This is a genomic window from Azospirillum sp. B2RO_4, from assembly GCF_051124815.1.
Classification (GTDB): domain Bacteria; phylum Pseudomonadota; class Alphaproteobacteria; order Azospirillales; family Azospirillaceae; genus Azospirillum.
In genome coordinates this window covers 737,893-755,720 of record NZ_CP118485.1, presented here as the reverse complement: position 1 = coordinate 755,720, position 17,828 = coordinate 737,893, and the positions used below count along the sequence as shown (strand labels likewise).

The following is a 17,828-nucleotide window of genomic DNA, read 5'->3' as shown; positions in this document are numbered from 1 at the left end:
TCGCTCATGCGCGCAGTCAGCATCATGATCCTCGCCGCGATTTCCCTCTCGGCTTGCGCGGTGGATCAGGTATCGAACCAGCCCATCCCGACAATGCTTCCCAACAACAAGCCTGGGTTTGGGATGAGAGGCATCATTCAGTTCACACCGGACGAAGCAAAGGCACGCCAAGAAATTGAAGGAATATTCGTCCAGGCCTGCAGTTCGGCGATCAAAATTCATTCGCTGAAAATGGAAAAATATACGGGACCGATCAACAACGGATATACCTATGCCGCTGTCGCGGAATGCCTTTGATTGAGTGCATAAACCATAGTGTTCATCTCAGAGAAGTGATCGATCGCGACGGCTTCATTCCACATTGGAAAAGAATTGGCCCGCCTCAGCTCTGAAGCGGGCCATTTTTCTGTCCGAACGACCTCGATAGACTGTGGGGAAAGAATCACTCCCAGCCGGCGGCCTTCTCGCAGGCCTTGCGGGCCTGGGGATTGGCCTTCTCCCACTGGGTGATGGTCCGGGTCTCGTTGTCGTCCATTTTGTCGTTCATGCAGACGCAATACTTCTTCACCACCGCCTCCGACACCTTGGCGTCGGCGTTGTCCTTCATGCACTGGGCCACCCACTTGGCGTTGTCGTCCGCCACGGCGGAGGAGCCCGCCGACAGCGCACCGAATGCCAGGACACCAAACGAAAGAGCAAGAAAGGCAGACTTCATGACCGGGCTCCACATTGGGCGGCGCGACGGAATGGTCGCGCCGCGCCGACAGTCGGCAGGTCCAATGGTAGGAGCGATAATCAGAGCCCTACAAGAAAAGACTACGCCTTAAGAAGTAAGGCGTAATTCATAAGCGCTCGAAGACTTGCTTGTGATTAGACCCGCACCACCTTGCCCGGATTCAGCAGGTTGTCCGGATCGAAGGCGCGCTTCAGATCGCCCATGACGTTGAACGCTTCGCCGGCTTCCTGTTCGAGGAACGCCATCTTGCCATAGCCGATGCCGTGCTCGCCGGTGCAGGTGCCGCCCATCTCCAGGGCGCGGGTCACCATCTTGTCGGCGAGGCGCTGGGCCTCGGCCAGCTCGGCCGGGTTCTCCGGGTCGAGGACATAGACGAGGTGGAAGTTGCCGTCACCGACATGGCCGACCATCGGGGCCAGCATGTTGGACTCGGCCAGGTCCTGCTTGGTCTCCAGGATGCAGTCGGCAAGGCGGGAAATCGGCACGCAGACGTCGGTCGGCCAGCCCTTCGACCCCGGACGCAGGGCGAGCGCGGCGTAATAGGCGTCGTGCCGGGCCTGCCACAGCTTCGAGCGGTCCTCCGGCCGGGTGGCCCAGGCGAACTCCATGCCGCCATGCTCGGCAGCGATGGCGGCCACCATCTCCGCCTGCTCCTTCACGCCGGCCTCGGTGCCGTGGAATTCGAAGAACAGGGTCGGGGCGACCGCGTAGTCGAGCTTGGAGTATTTGTTGACGGCGTCGATCTGCACCTCGTCCAGCAGTTCGATGCGGGCGACCGGAACGCCGACCTGGATGGTCTGGATCACGGTGTCGACGGCGCCCTTGATCGACTGGAAGGCGCAGACGGCCGAAGAGATGGCTTCCGGGATGCCGTAGAGCTTCAGCGTCACCTCGGTGATGATGCCGAGTGTGCCTTCGGACCCCACGAACAGCCGGGTCAGGTCGTAACCGGCCGCCGACTTGCGCGCCCGACCGCCAGTCTTGATGACGCGGCCGTCGGCCAGAACCACGGTCAGGCCCAGCACATTCTCGCGCATCGTGCCGTAACGCACGGCGTTGGTGCCGCTGGCCCGCGTGGCCGACATGCCGCCCAACGAGGCGTTGGCGCCGGGATCGATGGGGAAGAACAGGCCGGTGTCGCGCAGATGCTCGTTCAACTGCTTGCGGGTCACGCCGGCCTGGACGGTGACATCCAGATCCTCAGCGCTGACGCGCAGGATCTGCTGCATGCCCGACAGGTCGATGGTGATGCCGCCAGCCAGCGCGGCGATGCCGCCCTCCAGCGAGGTGCCGGTGCCGAAGGGAATGATCGGCAGCTTGTGCTTCGCGCAGATCTTCACGATCGCGCTGACCTCTTCGGTCGAGTTGGCGAAGGCGACGCCGTCCGGCGGACAGGGCGTGTGATAGGACTCGTCCTTGCCGTGATGCTCGCGCACCGGCAGGGAGGTGGTGAACCGGTCGCCCAGCAGAGCCGTCAGCTCGGCCCGAGCCTCCTCGGTCAGGGCCGCGCGCGGCTGGGTGGTGGCGATGACGGTCATGGGTGTTGTCCTCCCCGCTCCAAGATTCATTAGGGTGGTTCATTGGTATGACCAAGCGAGGCTAAAGCGGCGGGTGAGTGATTGGCAAGACGGGCGCTGCGCAGGGGTGGAATGCCGGGGCGCGAGGAGCACATACATGGGTGGGCAGCCATTGACTCGCGCGCGAGTGGGTTCCATCATCACTCAATCGAATGGAGAGTGGCAGATGGCCGAACCGACGCTCACCGATGTGTTGGACGCAATCGCCGACATGGGTCGGCATTTCAGCGTCAAGTTGGATGCCAACACCGAACGGCTGGACCGCTTGGAGCGTGACCTGCACGATTTCAAGGACGAGATGACTACGTTCAAGAGCGAGATGTCTGCGTTCAAGAGCGAGATGTCTGCGTTCAAGAGCGAGATGCAGACTTTCCAGGAGGTTCAGAAGGAAAGGCACGTCGAACTGCGCACCGAACTGAAGGTTGTCAGCGCCCGCCTGGACGAACAGCGCCAGACCATCAACGCCATGATCCCCACCCGCATCGCCGCGGTACCGCCTGCCGCAGAGTGACGCCACACCTGTTGCACCGGCGGCGCAACAGTCCGTGCAACACCTGTTGCAACGCCCCACCCCGCCGCATCGCCTCGAACCGTTGAAAATCAAGAAAATCCGCTGAACTGACCATCTGGCACGGCGGTTGCTCTTACCCCTTCGAACCGCGCGTCGATCAACGGCGCGCCGCAACGAGGGGGAGGCGCAATCTTGGCTCCGGTCGTCGGCATCGTCGCCAATCCGGTATCCGCCCGCGACATCCGCCGGGTCGTCGCCAACGCCACCAGCCTGCAGATCGCCGACCGGGCGAACATCCTGCTGCGGGTGCTGGCGGCGCTGCATGCCTGCGGCGTGCGCGACGTCCTGATGATGCCGGAGAATGGCGGCATCCGCGCCCATGTCGAGCGCGGCATGATGCGGGCCCGCTCGCGTGGCGAGGACATCTATCCCGCTCTCCACCCCGTCGCCATGCCGATCACCGGCACGGTCGCCGACACCCATCGCGCCACCGCCGAGATGCGGCGGGCGGGGGTCTCGGCCCTGGTTGTGCTGGGCGGCGACGGCACCCACCGGGCGGTGGCGGCGGAATGCGGAACGGTGCCGATCGCCGGCATCTCCACCGGCACCAACAACGCCTTCCCCGAACATCGCGAGCCGACGATCACCGGGCTCGCCACCGGGCTGGCGGTCACCGGCCGGGTACCGCCGCACATCGCCTTCGCCGCCAACAAGCGCATCGACGTCTCGCTGAATGGCGGGGCCGTCACCGAGATGGCGCTGGTCGATGTGGCGCTGGTGATGGAGCGCTACATCGGCGCCCGCGCCCTGTGGCGGACCGAGAATTTCCGCGAACTCTACGTCACCTTCGCCGACCCGGAGGTGATCGGCATGTCGGCCATCGCCGGCCTGCTGGAACCCGTCGGGCGCGACGAGAGCGGCGGGCTGATGGTGCGCCTGTCGCCGGACGGCGACTGCCGCAAGGCCGCCACCACGCTCCACGCCCCCATCGCGCCCGGGATGATGGCCCGGGTCGGCATCACCGACTGGCGCCGCATGCCGGCCGACGTGGCCTTCGTGCCGGAGGTCACCGCCGGCTCCATCGCGCTGGATGGAGAGCGCGAACTGTCCTTCAGCGAACGCGACCGTCTGTCCCTGACGCTCAGGGACGACGCCTTCCGCACGGTCAACGTCGCCGCAGTCATGCGGCACGCCGGCCAGAACCGGCTGCTGACCAACCGGCTGCTGACCGGCACCCCGGTGCCCGTCACCGCCGCCTTCTAACCACCAAACATCAATCAGGGAGAAAACACCTCATGGCCCAGAATCCCTTTCCCCTCGGCAAGGACGAGCTGCTGAAGGCCTACCGCACCATGCGGACGATCCGCGAGTTCGAGGAGCGGCTGCACGTCGATTTCGCCAAGGGCGACATCCCCGGCTTCGTCCACCTCTATGCCGGCGAGGAGGCCTGCGCCACCGGCATCATGATGCACCTGAACGACAACGACCGCATCGCCTCCACCCACCGCGGCCACGGCCACTGCATCGCCAAGGGCGTCGACGTCCATGCGATGATGGCGGAGATCTACGGCCGCAGCACCGGCGCCTGCCGGGGCAAGGGCGGGTCGATGCACATCGCCGACCTGTCCAAGGGCATGATGGGCGCCAACGGCATCCTGGGTGCCGGCGCTCCGCTGATCTGCGGCGCCGCGCTGGCGGCCAAGGTGCGCGGCGACCGCGGCGTCGGCATCACCTTCGTCGGCGACGGCGCGTCCAACCAGGGCACCTTCCTGGAGAGCCTGAACCTCGCCGCGGTGTGGAACCTGCCGGTGGTCTTCGTGGTGGAGAACAACGGCTACGCCGAATCCACGGCGATGGAATGGGCGGTGTCCTGCGATAGCTATGTTGACCGCGCCACCGGCTTCGGCATGCCGGGCGTCACGGTGGACGGCACCGACTTCTTCGCGGTGTACGAGGCGGCCGGCGAGATCATCCGCCGCGCCCGCGACGGCGGCGGCCCGGCGCTGCTGGAATGCAACATGGTTCGCTTCTACGGCCATTTCGAAGGCGACGCCCAGACCTACCGGGCCAAGGGCGAACTGGAGGCGATCCGCGCGTCCCGTGACTGCCTGACCATCCTGTCGGAACGGGTGATCGAGGCCGGGGTGATCGGCCGCGACGAACTGCAGGCCATCGACCGCGAGGTGAACGCGCTGATCGAGGACGCCGTGCGTGCCGCCAAGGACGCCCCGCTGCCGGTGGCGGAAGACCTGCTGCGCGACGTCTACGTCTCCTACTGAGCCCATCCAAGAAACGCCAAACGCGGAGGAAACACATGTCCCGCAAGATCAGCATGAAGCAGGCGATCAACGAGGCCCTGGACCTGGAGATGCGCCGCGATCCCACCGTCATCGTCATGGGCGAGGACATCGTCGGCGGCACCGGCGCCCAGGGCGAGGAAGACGCCTGGGGCGGCGTGCTGGGCGTCACCAAGGGGCTGTACGCCAAGCATGGCGACCGGCTGATGGACACGCCGCTGTCGGAATCCGCCTATATCGGCGCGGCCATCGGCGCCGCCGCCTGCGGGCTGCGCCCGGTGGCGGAGCTGATGTTCCTGGACTTCATGGGCGTCTGCTTCGACCAGATCTTCAACCAGGCTGCCAAGTTCCGCTACATGTTCGGCGGCAAGGCCGAGACGCCGGTGGTGATCCGCGGCATGGTCGGCGCCGGCTTCCGCGCCGCAGCCCAGCATTCGCAGATGCTCACCCCCCTGTTCACCCACATTCCGGGCCTGAAGGTGGTCTGCCCCAGCAACGCCTATGACGCCAAGGGCCTGCTGATCCAGTCGATCCGCGACAACGACCCGGTGATCTTCTGCGAGCACAAGAACCTCTACGGCCTGGAATGCGAGGTTCCGGCCGAGAGCTACGCCATCCCCTTCGGCGAGGCGAACGTCCTGCGCGACGGCGACGACGTGACCATCGTCAGCTATGGCCTGACCGTCCACCGCGCGATGGAGGCGGCGACCACTCTGGCGAAGGACGGCACCGAGGCCGAGGTGATCGACCTGCGCACCCTGTCGCCGATCGATTGGGACACCATCATCGAGAGTGTCGAGCGCACGGGCCGGCTGGTGGTGGTGGACGAGGCGCATCCGCGCTGCAACCTCGCCACCGACATCGCCGCCTTCGTCGGGCAGAACGCCTTCGGCGCGTTGAAGGCCGGCATCCAGATGGTGACGGCGCCGCACACCCCGGTGCCCTTCGCCCCGTCGCTGGAGGATTTGTACGTCCCCAGCGCCGACAGCATCGCCAGCGCCGTGCGGCGTACGTTGTCGCCCAAGGGCGCGCGCAGCATCGCGGCGTGAGGTAGGCGTCGGCCTGATTGCCCCCTCCCTAACCCTCCCCCGCTTCGCAGGGGAGGGAACTCCGCCCCATTCCCGAACAAGCGCCAATCCCCCTCCCCCGCCCAGCGGGGGAGGGTCGGGGTGGGGGCAAAGAACTGCGGGGCGGCACCCGCTGCCAATCAAAAAAGCATTCCCCAGGAGCCTGAACCACATGTTGAACGAGCGCATCAAGCCCATCGTCATGCCGAAATGGGGCCTGTCCATGTCGGAGGGCAAGGTCACCGGCTGGCTGAAGCGGCCGGGATCCACCATCTCCATCGGCGATGAGCTGCTGGAGGTCGAGACCGACAAGATCACCAACGTGGTCGAGGCGGGAGAGACCGGCGTGCTGCGCCGCGTGCTGGGCGAAGCCGGCACCGTCTATCCGGTCAAGGCGCTGATCGCCGTGCTGGCCGAACCCGACGTGCCGGACGACGACATCGACGCCTTCATCAACGCCTATGCCGTCCCCGCCAGCGAAGACGACGGCGAGGCCGAGGCCGGTCCGCAATACCACACCGCCGAAACGCCGGCCGGCACCATCCGCTACGCCAAGCGTGGGGAGAATGGGCCAACGGTCCTGCTGGTCCACGGCTTCGGCGGCGATCTCGACAACTGGCTGTTCACCATCGACGCGCTGGCGGAAAAAGCCACCGTCTATGCACTCGACCTGCCCGGTCACGGCCAGTCGAACAAGCGGATCGCCGACGCCAGCCTGTCCGGCCTTTCGAAGGCGGTGCTGGGCTTCCTCGATACGGTCGGAGTGGAGCGCGCCCATTTCGTCGGCCATTCGATGGGTGGCGCGGTGTCGATGCGCACGGCGCTCGACGCGCCGGGCCGGGTGGCGTCGCTGTCGCTGATCGCGTCGGCCGGCCTGGGCGAGCAGATCGACCACGGCTACATCCAGGGCTTCGTCGGTGCGACATCGCGCCGCGACCTGAAACCGGTCCTGGAGACGCTGTTCGCCGACCGTGGCCTTGTCAGCCGCCAGATGGTTGACGACCTCTTGAAGTACAAGCGGCTGGACGGCGTCGACGAGGCGCTGCGGGCGCTGTCGGCGTCGCTGTTCGCCGAGGGCCGGCAGGCCAGCGTGCTGGCATCCGGGATCGCGGATGCCAGCACGCCGACACTGGTGGTGTGGGGCGAAGAGGACCGCGTCATCCCCGCCGATCACGCCCAGGCGCTGGCCAACACGGCACAGGTCGCCGTCATCCCCGGCGCCGGCCACATGGTGCAGATGGAGGCGGCCGGCAAAGTGAACGCGCTGCTCAAGGACCACATCGCCAAGGCGAACTGAGGCCCGACCGGCCTCGTCTTTGATCCATTCCGAACCCCTCGCCACCGGCGTGCGGCCGACCGTTCGCGCGCCGGCAGGAGACCGCTCATGCCTGATCTCAAGGACAAGAGCATCATCGTCACCGGCGCCGGCCGCGGCATCGGCGCCACCATCGCCAAGGCGCTCGCCGCCGACGGTGCAAAGCTCACCATCGCCGACCGCACGGAGGCTGACGCCCAACAGGTGGCCGAGGCCATCCGCGCGGCCGGCGGTGCGGCAATCGCCGTGACGGTCGACGTCCGCGACCGCGCCGCCGTCCGCCGCATGATCGACGAGACGGTGAAAGTCCATGGCCGGCTCGACGTGATCTTCAACAATGCCGGCATCGCCCAGACCAAACCCTTCCTCGACATCACCGAGGACGATTGGCACACGGTCAACGACGTCAACGCGATGGGCGTGCTGATCGGCATGCAGGAGGCGATCAAGACGTTCAAGAAGCAGGGTGGCGGCGGCAAGATCGTCAACACCGCCTCCATCGCCGGCAAGCAGGGCTACGAGCCGCTGGCCCATTACTCCGCCAGCAAGTTCGCCGTGGTGGCGCTGACCCAGGCCGCCGCCCGCGGCTTCGGCAAGGACGGCATCACCGCCAACGCCATCTGTCCCGGCGTGGTGGCGACCGAGATGTGGAAGATCATCGACCAGGGTTTCCGCGACACCGGCATCACCAAGTCCGAGAACGAGGCCTTCGACATGTTCGCCGCCGGCGCCGTGCTGGGCCGGCCATCGCGGCCCGACGATCTGGTCGGCGTCGCCCGCTTCCTCGCCTCGTCCGACAGCGACTTCATGACCGGCCAGTCCCTGCTGGTCGATGGCGGGATGGTCTTCGCCTGACCGCCCCACGCCCATAACAAAAATCCGGAGGACAACACCATGAGTGCCACTTCGATGAAGGCCGCCGTCTGGCATGGCCGCAAGGACATCCGGGTCGAGGACGTGCCGCTGCCGGGCGCCCCGCCCGCCGGCTGGGTGCAGATCAAGGTACATTGGTGCGGCATCTGCGGATCGGACCTGCATGAGTATGTCGCCGGCCCGGTCTTCATCCCCGTCGATACCCCCCACCCGCTGACCGGGCTGAAGGGCCAGTGCATCCTCGGTCACGAGTTCAGCGGCGAGATCGCGACGCTGGGCGAGGGCGTCACCGGCTTTGCCGTCGGCGACCGGGTGGCGGCCGACGCCTGCCAGCATTGCGGCGAGTGCTATTACTGCAAGCACGGCATGTACAACATCTGCGAGAAGCTGGCCTTCACCGGCCTGATGAACAACGGCGCCTTCGCCAGCCTGGTCAACGTCCCGGCCGAACTGCTCTACAAGCTGCCCGACGGCTTCCCGACCGAGGCCGGCGCCCTGATCGAGCCGCTGGCGGTCGGCATGCATGCGGTGAAGAAGGCCGGCAGCATCGTCGGTGAGACGGTGGTGGTGGTCGGTGCCGGCACCATCGGCCTCTGCACCATCATGTGCGCCAAGGCGGCCGGCGCCGGCCGGATCATCGTCCTGGAGATGTCCGCCGCCCGCAAGGCGAAGGCGCTGGAGGTCGGCGCCAGCATCGTGCTCGACCCCAAGGAGTGCGACGCCGTGGCGGAAGTGAAGGCGCTGACCGGCGGTTACGGCGCCGACGTGTCGTTCGAATGCATCGGGCACAAGGACACCGCGAAGCTCGCCATCGACGTGATCCGCAAGGCCGGCAAGGCGGTGCTGGTCGGCATCTTCGAGGAACCCAGCTCCTTCAACTTCTTCGAGATCGTCGCCACCGAGAAGCAGGTCATCGGCTCGCTGGCCTACAACGGCGAGTTCGCCGACGTCATCCGCTTCATCGCCGACGGCCGCATCGACGTGCAGCCGCTGATCACGGGCCGCATCACGCTCGACGACATCGTCAGCGGCGGCTTCGAGGAGTTGGTCGCCCACAAGGACCGCAACGTGAAGATCATCGTGCAGCCGCAGGCGGCGCTTGCCGCGGCCGAACAGCCGGAGCTCGTCCACTGATGGCCCTGCCCGCGATGCACATGAAGCCCGCCCGCCCGGAGCATCGGGCCGAAAAGCCGGCCTGGCTCCGCGCCCGCGCGCCCGGCGGGGCGGCGTTCGAGGACACGCAGTCCCTGGTCCGCCGCCACGGCCTGAACACGGTCTGCGAGGAGGCCGCCTGCCCCAACATCGGCGAATGCTGGAGCAAGCGGCACGCCACGGTGATGATCCTGGGCAGCGTGTGCACGCGGGCCTGCGCCTTCTGCAACGTCGCCACCGGCCGGCCGGACGCGCTCGACCCCCACGAGCCCGACCGGCTGGCCGAGGCGGTGGGCGAACTGGGCCTCGCCCATGTCGTCATCACCTCGGTCGACCGCGACGACCTGGCCGATGGTGGTGCCGCGCATTTCGCCCGCTGCATCCGCCGCCTGCGCGACACCTCCCCCACCACGACGGTGGAGGTGCTGACCCCTGATTTCCGCAACAAGGCCGGCGCGGTGGAGACGGTCGCCGATGCCCGCCCCGACGTCTACAACCACAATCTGGAAACCGTGCCGCGGCTCTATGCCGATGTGCGGCCGGGGGCGCGTTATTACGGCTCGCTGCGCCTGCTGGAGCGGGTGAAGGAACGCGATCCGTCGATTTTCACCAAGTCCGGCATCATGGTCGGTCTGGGCGAGGAGCCGGCGGAGGTGTTGCAGGTGATGGACGACCTGCGGGCGGCGGGCGTCGATTTCCTGACCATCGGCCAGTATCTCCGCCCCACCCCCAACCATCACCCGGTCGCCCGCCACGTCACGCCGGAGGAGTTCGAGCGCTACGGCATGGTGGCGCGGGCCAAGGGCTTCCTGATGGTGTCGGCGACCCCGCTGACCCGCTCCTCCCACCACGCCGGCCGCGACTTCGAGGAGTTGCGGCGGCGGGCGACAGTTGCCAAGGAGTGAGCATCGCTCCCGATACCGGCGGTCTTCGCCGATGACTGCCGGTATCAGAGCGCGCGCTTCGGCCCGACCGCGACCCCGTCCGGCTGCGGCGGCTTCATCAGCTTGCAGTCGCTGACGCAATAGGTCTGCTGCTCGATCCGGCCACCGCAGGACTTGAAGCAGCTGTCGTAATCGCTTCCACAGGAAAGACCGCTGGAACAGCTGATTTCCCGCTCGAAATCACTGAGCGTCTTCATCTTCTTCTTGTTGAAATCCTTGGGCAGTGACTTGAGATAGGCTCGATAATCGGCATGGGCGCGGGTCAGCCCCTCGGCCCGGCAGGTCTGAAGAGCCAGCTCCCTCGCCGAATCGCAGATGGATTGCGCCTGCTTGCATTGGGCGACACAGATCTTTCCCGCCTCGCTGACCGGCGAGAAATAGGTCGTCGTCGTCTCGAAACGTGGGCCGCAACCAGCCATCCCGACCGCCAGCAGGCAGCCGAGCACAATAAAACGCGCCTTCATGGTGAATGCCCCGCCGTGGATTGCTTTCAATCGACACGAACAGGGCGCCGATACAAAATAATCCACGTCATAGGACGATTTCGCGAGAACCGCATCGAACCCGACAGGCCAACCGCCCGGAAAGCGATAAGCCGAAGCGGATTACAGCTTTTTGGCCGGGCGAAGTCCCGCTTACGTCAAATGCTGCCTCTGCAGGTAGTCCTCGCTCTGCATCTCCAGCAGTAATGTCCTCTATTTCTTGATCGGCTCGCCGGCATACCCAATCCCGCACCAAGCCTGAGGCTTCGCTAGCACCACCGCACTTAATCAGCTGATTTTTCTCATATCATCGCGATTTTGTGACACTTGACAGTCATCTGACCGTCTCGCCATACTGCGCCCCTAGATGACACCTCTCGCCACAAGCGGAAGCGTGCAGCCAATATCTGGTGTGACACCGCCTGTGACACGGAACGACCCGTGTCACAGACGGGGCGTAGGGGGTGACGTTGAACTTGCTTACCGACACGACGATCCGCAACGCGCGCGTCAAAACGGGCGATCGCCTCGTACTGTCCGATGGCGGTGGGCTGGAGTTGCAGGTCACGGCGAAGGGCGTGAAGTCCTGGTATCTCCGTGTGCGGGTCAAGAGCGAGGATGGCGGGACCGGCCTTCAGCGGCGCATCCCGCTCGGAGCCTATCCTGCCGTATCACTGTCCGCCGCCCGCGGTGAGGCGGTACGCATTCGCTCGGAGGCGCGAACCGGTCGCGATCCGATGGCAGTGGCGGCCCGCTCCTCTCTGGGGACCGGGAAACCCAAGACGGTCGCGGCAGCCGCAAAGCTCTACAGCGACCATCTTGAAGCCGGCGGCCGGGCCAAGAGCTATGTGTCGGAACGCTCGCGCCTCCTGACCCTCTACCTGCTGCCGAAGCTGGGCAAGCTGTCCCTGCAGGACGTGGACCGCGCCATGCTCTCGGCCGTCGTCGAGCAGGAGGCGAAGCGCCAGCTGAAGGCCAAGCAGAAGGGGGTCCAAGCCCGCAGGCTGGCCAGTGTCATCACGGCGATGTGGCGGTTCCTGGAGGATAAGGGCTGGCTGGTCCGCCGCGGTGAGGCCGATCGCCTGCTGGTGTCGGTCGCCGCGGAACAGCCACGCGACCGCGTGTTGTCCGACCAGGAACTCGGCAGCGTTGCCTTCGCCCTCGGCCTGCTGGACGGAAAAACCTTCTACGACCGGCAGGATAACGGCCATCGCCCGTCCGACAGGGGCACCATTGATGCAATGGCGCTGGCGCTGCTGCTGGGGCTGCGTGGCGGCGAGGTGACGGCCCTCATGATTGAGGACGTTGTCGATGACCCGGAAACCGGCATGACCGTTCTTCGGATCGCCTCCCGGGGTGGCAAGACCGCCGCGGCGCGCCGAGACATCCCTCTTCCGCCGTTGGCCCTGAGCATCGTCCGCCGACGGCAGAAGCAGGCGAAGCACGGTCAGCTATTCCCGACACCGAGCGGGAAGTCCGTCGATTGCCTGACGGTAAGCGGGCTGGGCTACGCCGCGTCGCAACTGGCCGATAAGCTGGGCCATCGCGATGCGGAGGGGCGCAAGTGGACCACGCATGATCTGCGCCGCACGCTGGCCAGCATCCTGGGTGAGCGCGATGTCGTTGAGGCGGTTCAGAAGCGCATCCTCGGCCATGCAGGCGCCGATGTGACCAGTCGCGTCTATGACCGCAGCCGCCGGCAAAAGCAGATGCTTGAAGCGCTTACGACCGCCGAGACATGGATCCTGGAACGGGCACGGGTAGCGGCGAAGGCGACGGACAAGGTGGTCGCACTGACCGGGCGGTAAGGGGCAATTGCTAGGCCATAAACGGCAGCGGGCTTATAGGGCTGCGAAGCTATGGCTGTCCTGCCAGGGACCCTGCTGCCGGATTTGCCGGGCAGCCGACCGGCTGCAGTTGCTCATCCGGCCAATCAAATAACATTAAGTCAGTGTTGTTTTGGTGAAATTCCAGAGCAGCTTTTGGGTGGTTCCTGCTGGTGGATGCCAGTCCGATGCAGGTCCCATCTGGGTAACGACAAGACGACACCCCTTAGGGTGCTGTCGTCGTGTCGTCTATCCCTCCGCTGAAGGACGGCGGGACGACATCACGACAACCAGACATTTTTTGCGTCTTGTCTTGATGTCGGTGACCACGATCGAAGATGCCCTAAGCCGACAGCTCTTCCGGATTGCAAAGCCAGATGCGCCGCCCGCCCGTCGCTGCCCAGTTCTCTTGGCAAAGCCCATAAATGATGCGCCGCACCTGCTGGTTTTCGGTGTCCTTTTTTTCCGCACCCACCAGAGACTGAGACTTCAGCATTTCATGAAAATCTGCGGTCGACACGCTGGGCACCGAGGCGACATCCCGGCTGCTCACGACGATACCCTTCGCGGCAATGACGTTCTTCAATGCCTGAAGGTGGAGCATGATGTCGGACTTCTTCTTCCGGCGACCGGCTGCGCCCTGATGCTCGCACGGCTCAACGGCGCAACTCGTGACCGTCTCCCCGTGGCGGTTGACCCCAAGCTCGATCGTCTTCAAGCCGTAGCCGAACGGCGCAGGGATCGGCAGGTCGCGCTGCTTGGTGACGGTGATCGCCCCGCCCTTCGCGCTTTCGGAGCGCGCAATCTCGACCTCCGTATCCGTGGCAGCCCGCAGGAGGGAGTGGCCGCGGGCGCCCTTGGCCGCATCCTTGCCGCAATGGTGGATGAGCAGCAGGTGTGCGCCCGTCTCTTTGCGGATGCGATCCACATTCATGACCAGTGCCCCCATGTCCTCGCTGGCATTCTCGTTGCCGCCGGCCAGCGCACGGGAGAGGGTGTCGATCACGACCAGCTTGACCGGCTCGCCCAAGCCGGCCGCTTCGCCCTGGATGAGAGCGATCAGTTCCTCGACATCGGCCTCAGGGTCCAACAGGTTCACCGGGCTGGGCACCAAGCTGAAGGGCACCTCAAGGTTCGGCGCGAGGTCGTGATGGCGCTTGAACGCCTCGATGCGGTTGAGGACACCGCTCCCGCCTTCAGCCGCGACATAGACGACGCCCCCTCGCTCGACGCGCCGTCCGTGCCAGGGCCAGCCCAGCGCGATATGCAGGGCCAAGTCGAGGACGACGAAGGTCTTGCCGGCGTTGGAGTCGCCGTAGAAGACCGACAAGGCGGTCGTCGTCAGCAGCCCCTGCACAAAGTCATCGGTGTCGATGCGGGCATGCAACTCCGAGAACCGGAGCCGCGTCAGCTTCGTGTTCCGCGCCCCTTCCTGATTGGAGGAAGGCGCCTTGCCCGCTTCTTCGGCGGTCGGCACGAACGGCACCGCCGCATCCAGGCCGCGCTGCACGGCGTCCGCGCCGTCCCGAACATGGATGTCCAGCCAGTCGACCTTCTCGCCAGCACCGCCCGGCAGGGCGATGCTGACCGGCACACGATCACGCAAGGACAGGCCGAGCTTGCGTGCAGCCATCTCTCCGCGGCGGCTGGGCTGCTTGCCCAGCGCAGCCCCTTCATCGCGGTCGGCAGCCACCGTGACCAGCTTGGTCGCCGGCCACGGCCGGAACGCTTCCATGCCGCCGGCCGAGATGGCCGCCACGACGGCGACATGGCCGATACCGATCGCTGGCGTCATGGCGTAGGCGATTGCGGCACCGGTTTCGATCCCCTCGCACACATAGACGTGCTCGGCGACCTTCGCATCGCCCCAGACGACGCCACAGCCGGAGGTGCTGGTCGAGCCTTCCGGCACGCGGACAGACTTCTTCGGATCGCGCCCGCCCAAGTCGGCCTTTCCGTACCCGTCTTCGGCGAGGTAGATGCGCATTGCGTGGACACGGCCGTCAGCAGCCACGGTTTCGTAGACGGCGCAGGGCGGCTGGGCCACGAGGACGGGCTTCGCGCTGCCGACGGGCGGCGGGTCGTAGTAGCCCAGCGCCTTGTGGCCAGCGAACCGCGTGGAGGGCATCAGGACGTCGCAGGCCGGCACACGGAGGCGGTGCGCCAGATAGGTCAGCGGCAAGCTGTCGTCGCGATTGCCGTCCGGCGGGGCGAGGAGGTCCTCAACGCGGCGATGGGTGCCCTGACGGTCGGACTTCCCCCGGATGAGGTCGGAGCGGCCGATGGTTTCGGCGACGAAGAGCTTGGCGGCCGCGAAATCGGCGCCGGTCATGCCCCGCACCACGTCGAAGATGTCATGGGCGTTACGGCAGGAGCAGAACGCCTTCGCCTGCTGGTCGTCCCAGCGGAAATCGTTCTTGCCGCCGTGGTCCGGGTAGGGGCAGTCGATGTGCGGGCCGCGTCCGGCTTGCCAGTTGATGCGGAGAGCGGCCAGGACGGCCTGCTCGTGATGCAAAACGGCCGCCTTGATGGCGGCCGTCTCGACGAAGTTGTGGGAAGCCTCGTGGCTCATTTGGCGAAATCCCGAGCGTAGGCGGCATCGGATTTCAGGAGCGCCAGTTCGAAATGGGTCAACTCTTCCGGGAAGGGCTTCCCCACATCTTCCAGCAGTTGGTAGCGCTTACGGACCCAGACGGTCGTATGCATACGGACTTCGCTCTCGGCCCAGCCCTGGCCGGCCGGGCGCGACGACGGGTGGCTCATCTTGCCGTTGAAGATCACGTCGTCGTTATCGGTGGTCTTGAATTCCCACCCAGCGACGAAAGCCGGAGAGGTCATCACTTGCCCTCCCCGCGGAAGGCCGCGACGCCGCCCTGGCGGCAGCGCTTGGTCCAGGACTTGATGTCCGAGGTGGCGTAGATGATCCGGCGGGAGGCGACGCGGAGGAAGGCCGGGCCGTTGCCCTCGGTGCGGAAGCGCTGGAGGGTGCGGCGCGACAGGCCGAGCAGCTTGGCCGCCTCCTCCTCGTTCATGTAGATCTTGGTGTTCATGTCAATCCATGTCGATTGGATGTCGCCCATTGCGACAGGACTGATTTACCGGCGTCTCCTGGCGACTGGACGGGGAGTTAATTCCCCGATTTTGGCGCCATTAACTCCCCTACCCAGCTAACTTCGCCAGATCTTCCAACGCATTTTTGACTTTGCCGCCCAGCTGAACCCCATCGTAGCCGGACAGCAGAGGCACCGTCTCCGCGATGAAGCGCACGAAAGGACCGTCGCGGTCGTTGGAATCGGGTACGGAACTGGTCCCCGCCTTCTGCCCCGGCAGCAACCTTTCCCAGACGACCGACATGTGATGGACCAGCACTAGGAACCTATGATCGGGCTTGCGCCCCTTCTGGGCTCGTTCATGGGCCAATGCGGCGATGGCAATGGCCATGGGGGCTTGCAGGTCGCTTAGCGCCTCGATCGCGGCACGCAGATATGAGGCGGACCGGCTTGGTGCGCTCAGGTCATCCGCGGCGCTGTCATCATCCTCCGCCTGCGACCGCTCCGCCAGCTCGACCCGATGCAGGGCCATCGATCCCTGCATCTCGCACAGCAGCGGGAGCAGCTTTTCGATCAGTTCGGCCGTTTCCGTAAGGTGCTTGCGGTCCTGGGCGCTGCGATCTTCATGCAAGGTGCTGTAGGCGTTGATCGCCTCGCCGACGCCCTTGACCATCATGTCCATCTCGACGGCCGTCAGCGACTCGCCTTTCGCCTTCTCAACAACGGCAGCGCAGCCGGCGATGACCTTGTCCCACTCGCCACCCTGCTGGTCATGGCTGCTCCCGCCCGCAGCTTGGTCGTCTGGTCGCACAGCCATTTCCCATACCCCACATGTTGAACGCCGCCAGCCGCGCGCAGGCTGACCGGACAGCGGCAAACATATCGGCGTATGCGACAGACGAACAAGCGGGAGTCGGCGGCGGGCGGGCGCCTATGCCGGCCAGTACAGGCGCTTCAGGGGCAGCAAGCGCTTGGAGTCGACGTCCAGCCCGTCGTAATGCTCCAGCGCCAGGGCGACGAGGTCGTCGAGGTCCAGCAGCGACAAGGGGATGGGCGCCCGGTCGGCCTCGTACTTGGCGTCGCGCGCAAAGCCGCCGGTGGAGACGTAAAGGCCGCGGTCGCCGGGGCGCCGGCCGCCGAGGAACGAGCGCACGGACGGCGCACCGATGGGGCCGGAGCGGTGCTTGACCTCGACGAAGATGCGGGGGTCCTCCAGCCCCAGCCCGTCGGGCGAGGCGAAGATGTCACGGCCACGATCGGGGCCGACCGGCGACACGCGCGTCTTGTAGCCCATCGCCCGCAGCAGGCCGGCAACGAACAGCTCCATGTCGCGCGGGCTGAGCTTCACCAGCCGGTCCTTGATGAATTCTAGCGCCTTAGCTTCCAGATCCTCGAACAAGTCCTGCTCGGCCGCGGCCTCCGCCGTCGGGTCGGCGACGGTGACGGCGTCGAGGTCGGCACCGTCCTGCACGACGGCACCCGCCTGCTTGGCCGCCGGAGCGTCCGGGCCGGCCAGCGCTGTGTCGATTTCAGCGGCCGTCTCCGCCGGCACCTGGAAGACGGTGGTGACCGATCCCAGCGAGTTCTTGGCGGAGACGCCCAGCACATCCCGCGGAACCGACCCGCCCCAGGTCACCGGCCGGACATTGGGGTAATCGGCGTCGAAGGCCGGCTCATGGGCATAGGGGCCGGTCACGGTGCCGACATGATAGACGCGGCCATCGGGGTCATAGGAGATGACGCGGTCGCCGACCTGGATGTCGCTGCGGAAGCGGTGGAGCTGGCCGGCATTGTTGCCGACCTCATAGACGTTCCAGTCCGGCCAGCGGGTCCGCACAAGCGCCACCATTGCCGGCCGGTCGGCAACCGCCGCCAGCGAGCCGAGCTCGGCCCAGCCGATGGCCACCCGCCCGGCGGTACGGAAGCGGTCGATCAGCGCGCCGCGCTTTCCTGCGCGGACCATCCAGGTTTTAGGGGGCATGCGGGGGCTCTTGCAGG

At 66.0% G+C, this 17,828-nt stretch carries 18 protein-coding genes; 10 read left to right on the top strand and 8 right to left on the bottom strand.

Annotation, left to right across the window (positions count from 1 at the left end; translation table 11 throughout):
* The first annotated feature begins 6 nt into the window (after positions 1–6).
* Positions 7–297, top strand: coding sequence for a hypothetical protein (locus PWS46_RS03475; RefSeq protein ID WP_434618092.1), 291 nt, complete (start codon positions 7–9; stop codon positions 295–297).
* A gap of 145 nt (positions 298–442) precedes the next feature.
* On the opposite strand, the gene PWS46_RS03470 is transcribed toward PWS46_RS03475, so the two are convergent.
* Positions 443–715, bottom strand: a complete 273-nt coding sequence (locus PWS46_RS03470) for a hypothetical protein (RefSeq protein ID WP_434618089.1) — start codon at positions 713–715, stop codon at positions 443–445.
* 155 nt (positions 716–870) lie between these two features.
* Positions 871–2,274 carry an FAD-linked oxidase C-terminal domain-containing protein gene (locus PWS46_RS03465; protein ID WP_434618086.1) on the bottom strand — a complete coding sequence of 468 codons (1,404 nt, stop codon included), beginning with the start codon at positions 2,272–2,274 and terminating at the stop codon, positions 871–873.
* Between the two features lie 205 nt (positions 2,275–2,479).
* Here PWS46_RS03465 and PWS46_RS03460 point away from each other — a divergent pair, with 205 nt between their 5' ends.
* The 8 genes from PWS46_RS03460 (at position 2,480) to lipA (ending at position 10,433) form a co-directional block, all read left to right on the top strand.
* Positions 2,480–2,824 carry a hypothetical protein gene (locus PWS46_RS03460; RefSeq protein WP_434618083.1) on the top strand — a complete coding sequence of 115 codons (345 nt, stop codon included), beginning with the start codon at positions 2,480–2,482 and terminating at the stop codon, positions 2,822–2,824.
* Between the two features lie 192 nt (positions 2,825–3,016).
* The gene (locus PWS46_RS03455; protein ID WP_434618080.1) at positions 3,017–4,087 is read left to right on the top strand and encodes an ATP-NAD kinase family protein; all 1,071 of its coding nucleotides are present in this window, start codon (positions 3,017–3,019) and stop codon (positions 4,085–4,087) included.
* Positions 4,088–4,119: 32 nt separating this feature from the next.
* Complete coding sequence (locus tag PWS46_RS03450; RefSeq protein ID WP_434618077.1) at positions 4,120–5,103, top strand: thiamine pyrophosphate-dependent dehydrogenase E1 component subunit alpha; 984 nt, start codon at positions 4,120–4,122, stop codon at positions 5,101–5,103.
* 35 nt (positions 5,104–5,138) lie between these two features.
* Complete coding sequence (locus tag PWS46_RS03445) at positions 5,139–6,170, top strand: alpha-ketoacid dehydrogenase subunit beta (protein WP_434618074.1); 1,032 nt, start codon at positions 5,139–5,141, stop codon at positions 6,168–6,170.
* A 190-nt stretch (positions 6,171–6,360) separates the two neighbouring features.
* On the top strand, positions 6,361–7,485 hold the full coding sequence (locus tag PWS46_RS03440) for an acetoin dehydrogenase dihydrolipoyllysine-residue acetyltransferase subunit (RefSeq protein WP_434618071.1): 1,125 nt from the start codon (positions 6,361–6,363) through the stop codon (positions 7,483–7,485).
* 87 nt (positions 7,486–7,572) lie between these two features.
* Entirely contained in the window at positions 7,573–8,358 is a 786-nt protein-coding gene (locus tag PWS46_RS03435) for a glucose 1-dehydrogenase (protein ID WP_434618068.1), read from the top strand.
* 39 nt (positions 8,359–8,397) lie between these two features.
* The gene (locus tag PWS46_RS03430; RefSeq protein WP_434618065.1) at positions 8,398–9,510 is read left to right on the top strand and encodes a 2,3-butanediol dehydrogenase; all 1,113 of its coding nucleotides are present in this window, start codon (positions 8,398–8,400) and stop codon (positions 9,508–9,510) included.
* Positions 9,510–10,433, top strand: a complete 924-nt coding sequence (lipA, locus tag PWS46_RS03425) for a lipoyl synthase (protein ID WP_434618062.1) — start codon at positions 9,510–9,512, stop codon at positions 10,431–10,433. The genes PWS46_RS03430 and lipA overlap by 1 nt, the downstream gene beginning before the upstream one ends.
* Before the next feature lie 44 nt (positions 10,434–10,477).
* Here the strand turns inward: lipA and PWS46_RS03420 are convergent, their stop codons facing one another.
* A complete protein-coding gene (locus tag PWS46_RS03420) occupies positions 10,478–10,936 on the bottom strand; it encodes a hypothetical protein (RefSeq protein ID WP_434618059.1) in 459 nt (152 codons plus the stop codon).
* A gap of 494 nt (positions 10,937–11,430) precedes the next feature.
* Between PWS46_RS03420 and PWS46_RS03415 the strand changes: the two genes are divergently transcribed.
* On the top strand, positions 11,431–12,762 hold the full coding sequence (locus PWS46_RS03415; protein WP_434618056.1) for a tyrosine-type recombinase/integrase: 1,332 nt from the start codon (positions 11,431–11,433) through the stop codon (positions 12,760–12,762).
* Between the two features lie 361 nt (positions 12,763–13,123).
* On the opposite strand, the gene PWS46_RS03410 is transcribed toward PWS46_RS03415, so the two are convergent.
* The 5 genes from PWS46_RS03410 to PWS46_RS03390 form a co-directional block, all read right to left on the bottom strand.
* A complete protein-coding gene (locus PWS46_RS03410) occupies positions 13,124–15,352 on the bottom strand; it encodes an AAA family ATPase (RefSeq protein WP_434618053.1) in 2,229 nt (742 codons plus the stop codon).
* On the bottom strand, positions 15,349–15,618 hold the full coding sequence (locus tag PWS46_RS03405; RefSeq protein WP_434618050.1) for a hypothetical protein: 270 nt from the start codon (positions 15,616–15,618) through the stop codon (positions 15,349–15,351). Before PWS46_RS03405 ends, PWS46_RS03410 begins: the two co-directional genes overlap by 4 nt.
* On the bottom strand, positions 15,618–15,830 hold the full coding sequence (locus tag PWS46_RS03400) for a helix-turn-helix transcriptional regulator (protein WP_434618047.1): 213 nt from the start codon (positions 15,828–15,830) through the stop codon (positions 15,618–15,620). The genes PWS46_RS03405 and PWS46_RS03400 overlap by 1 nt, the downstream gene beginning before the upstream one ends.
* A gap of 109 nt (positions 15,831–15,939) precedes the next feature.
* Positions 15,940–16,641 (bottom strand): hypothetical protein, encoded by a 702-nt coding sequence (locus PWS46_RS03395; protein WP_434618045.1) that lies wholly within the window; start codon positions 16,639–16,641, stop codon positions 15,940–15,942.
* 120 nt (positions 16,642–16,761) lie between these two features.
* Positions 16,762–17,811 carry a restriction endonuclease gene (locus PWS46_RS03390; protein WP_434618042.1) on the bottom strand — a complete coding sequence of 350 codons (1,050 nt, stop codon included), beginning with the start codon at positions 17,809–17,811 and terminating at the stop codon, positions 16,762–16,764.
* Between the last annotated feature and the right edge of the window lie 17 nt (positions 17,812–17,828).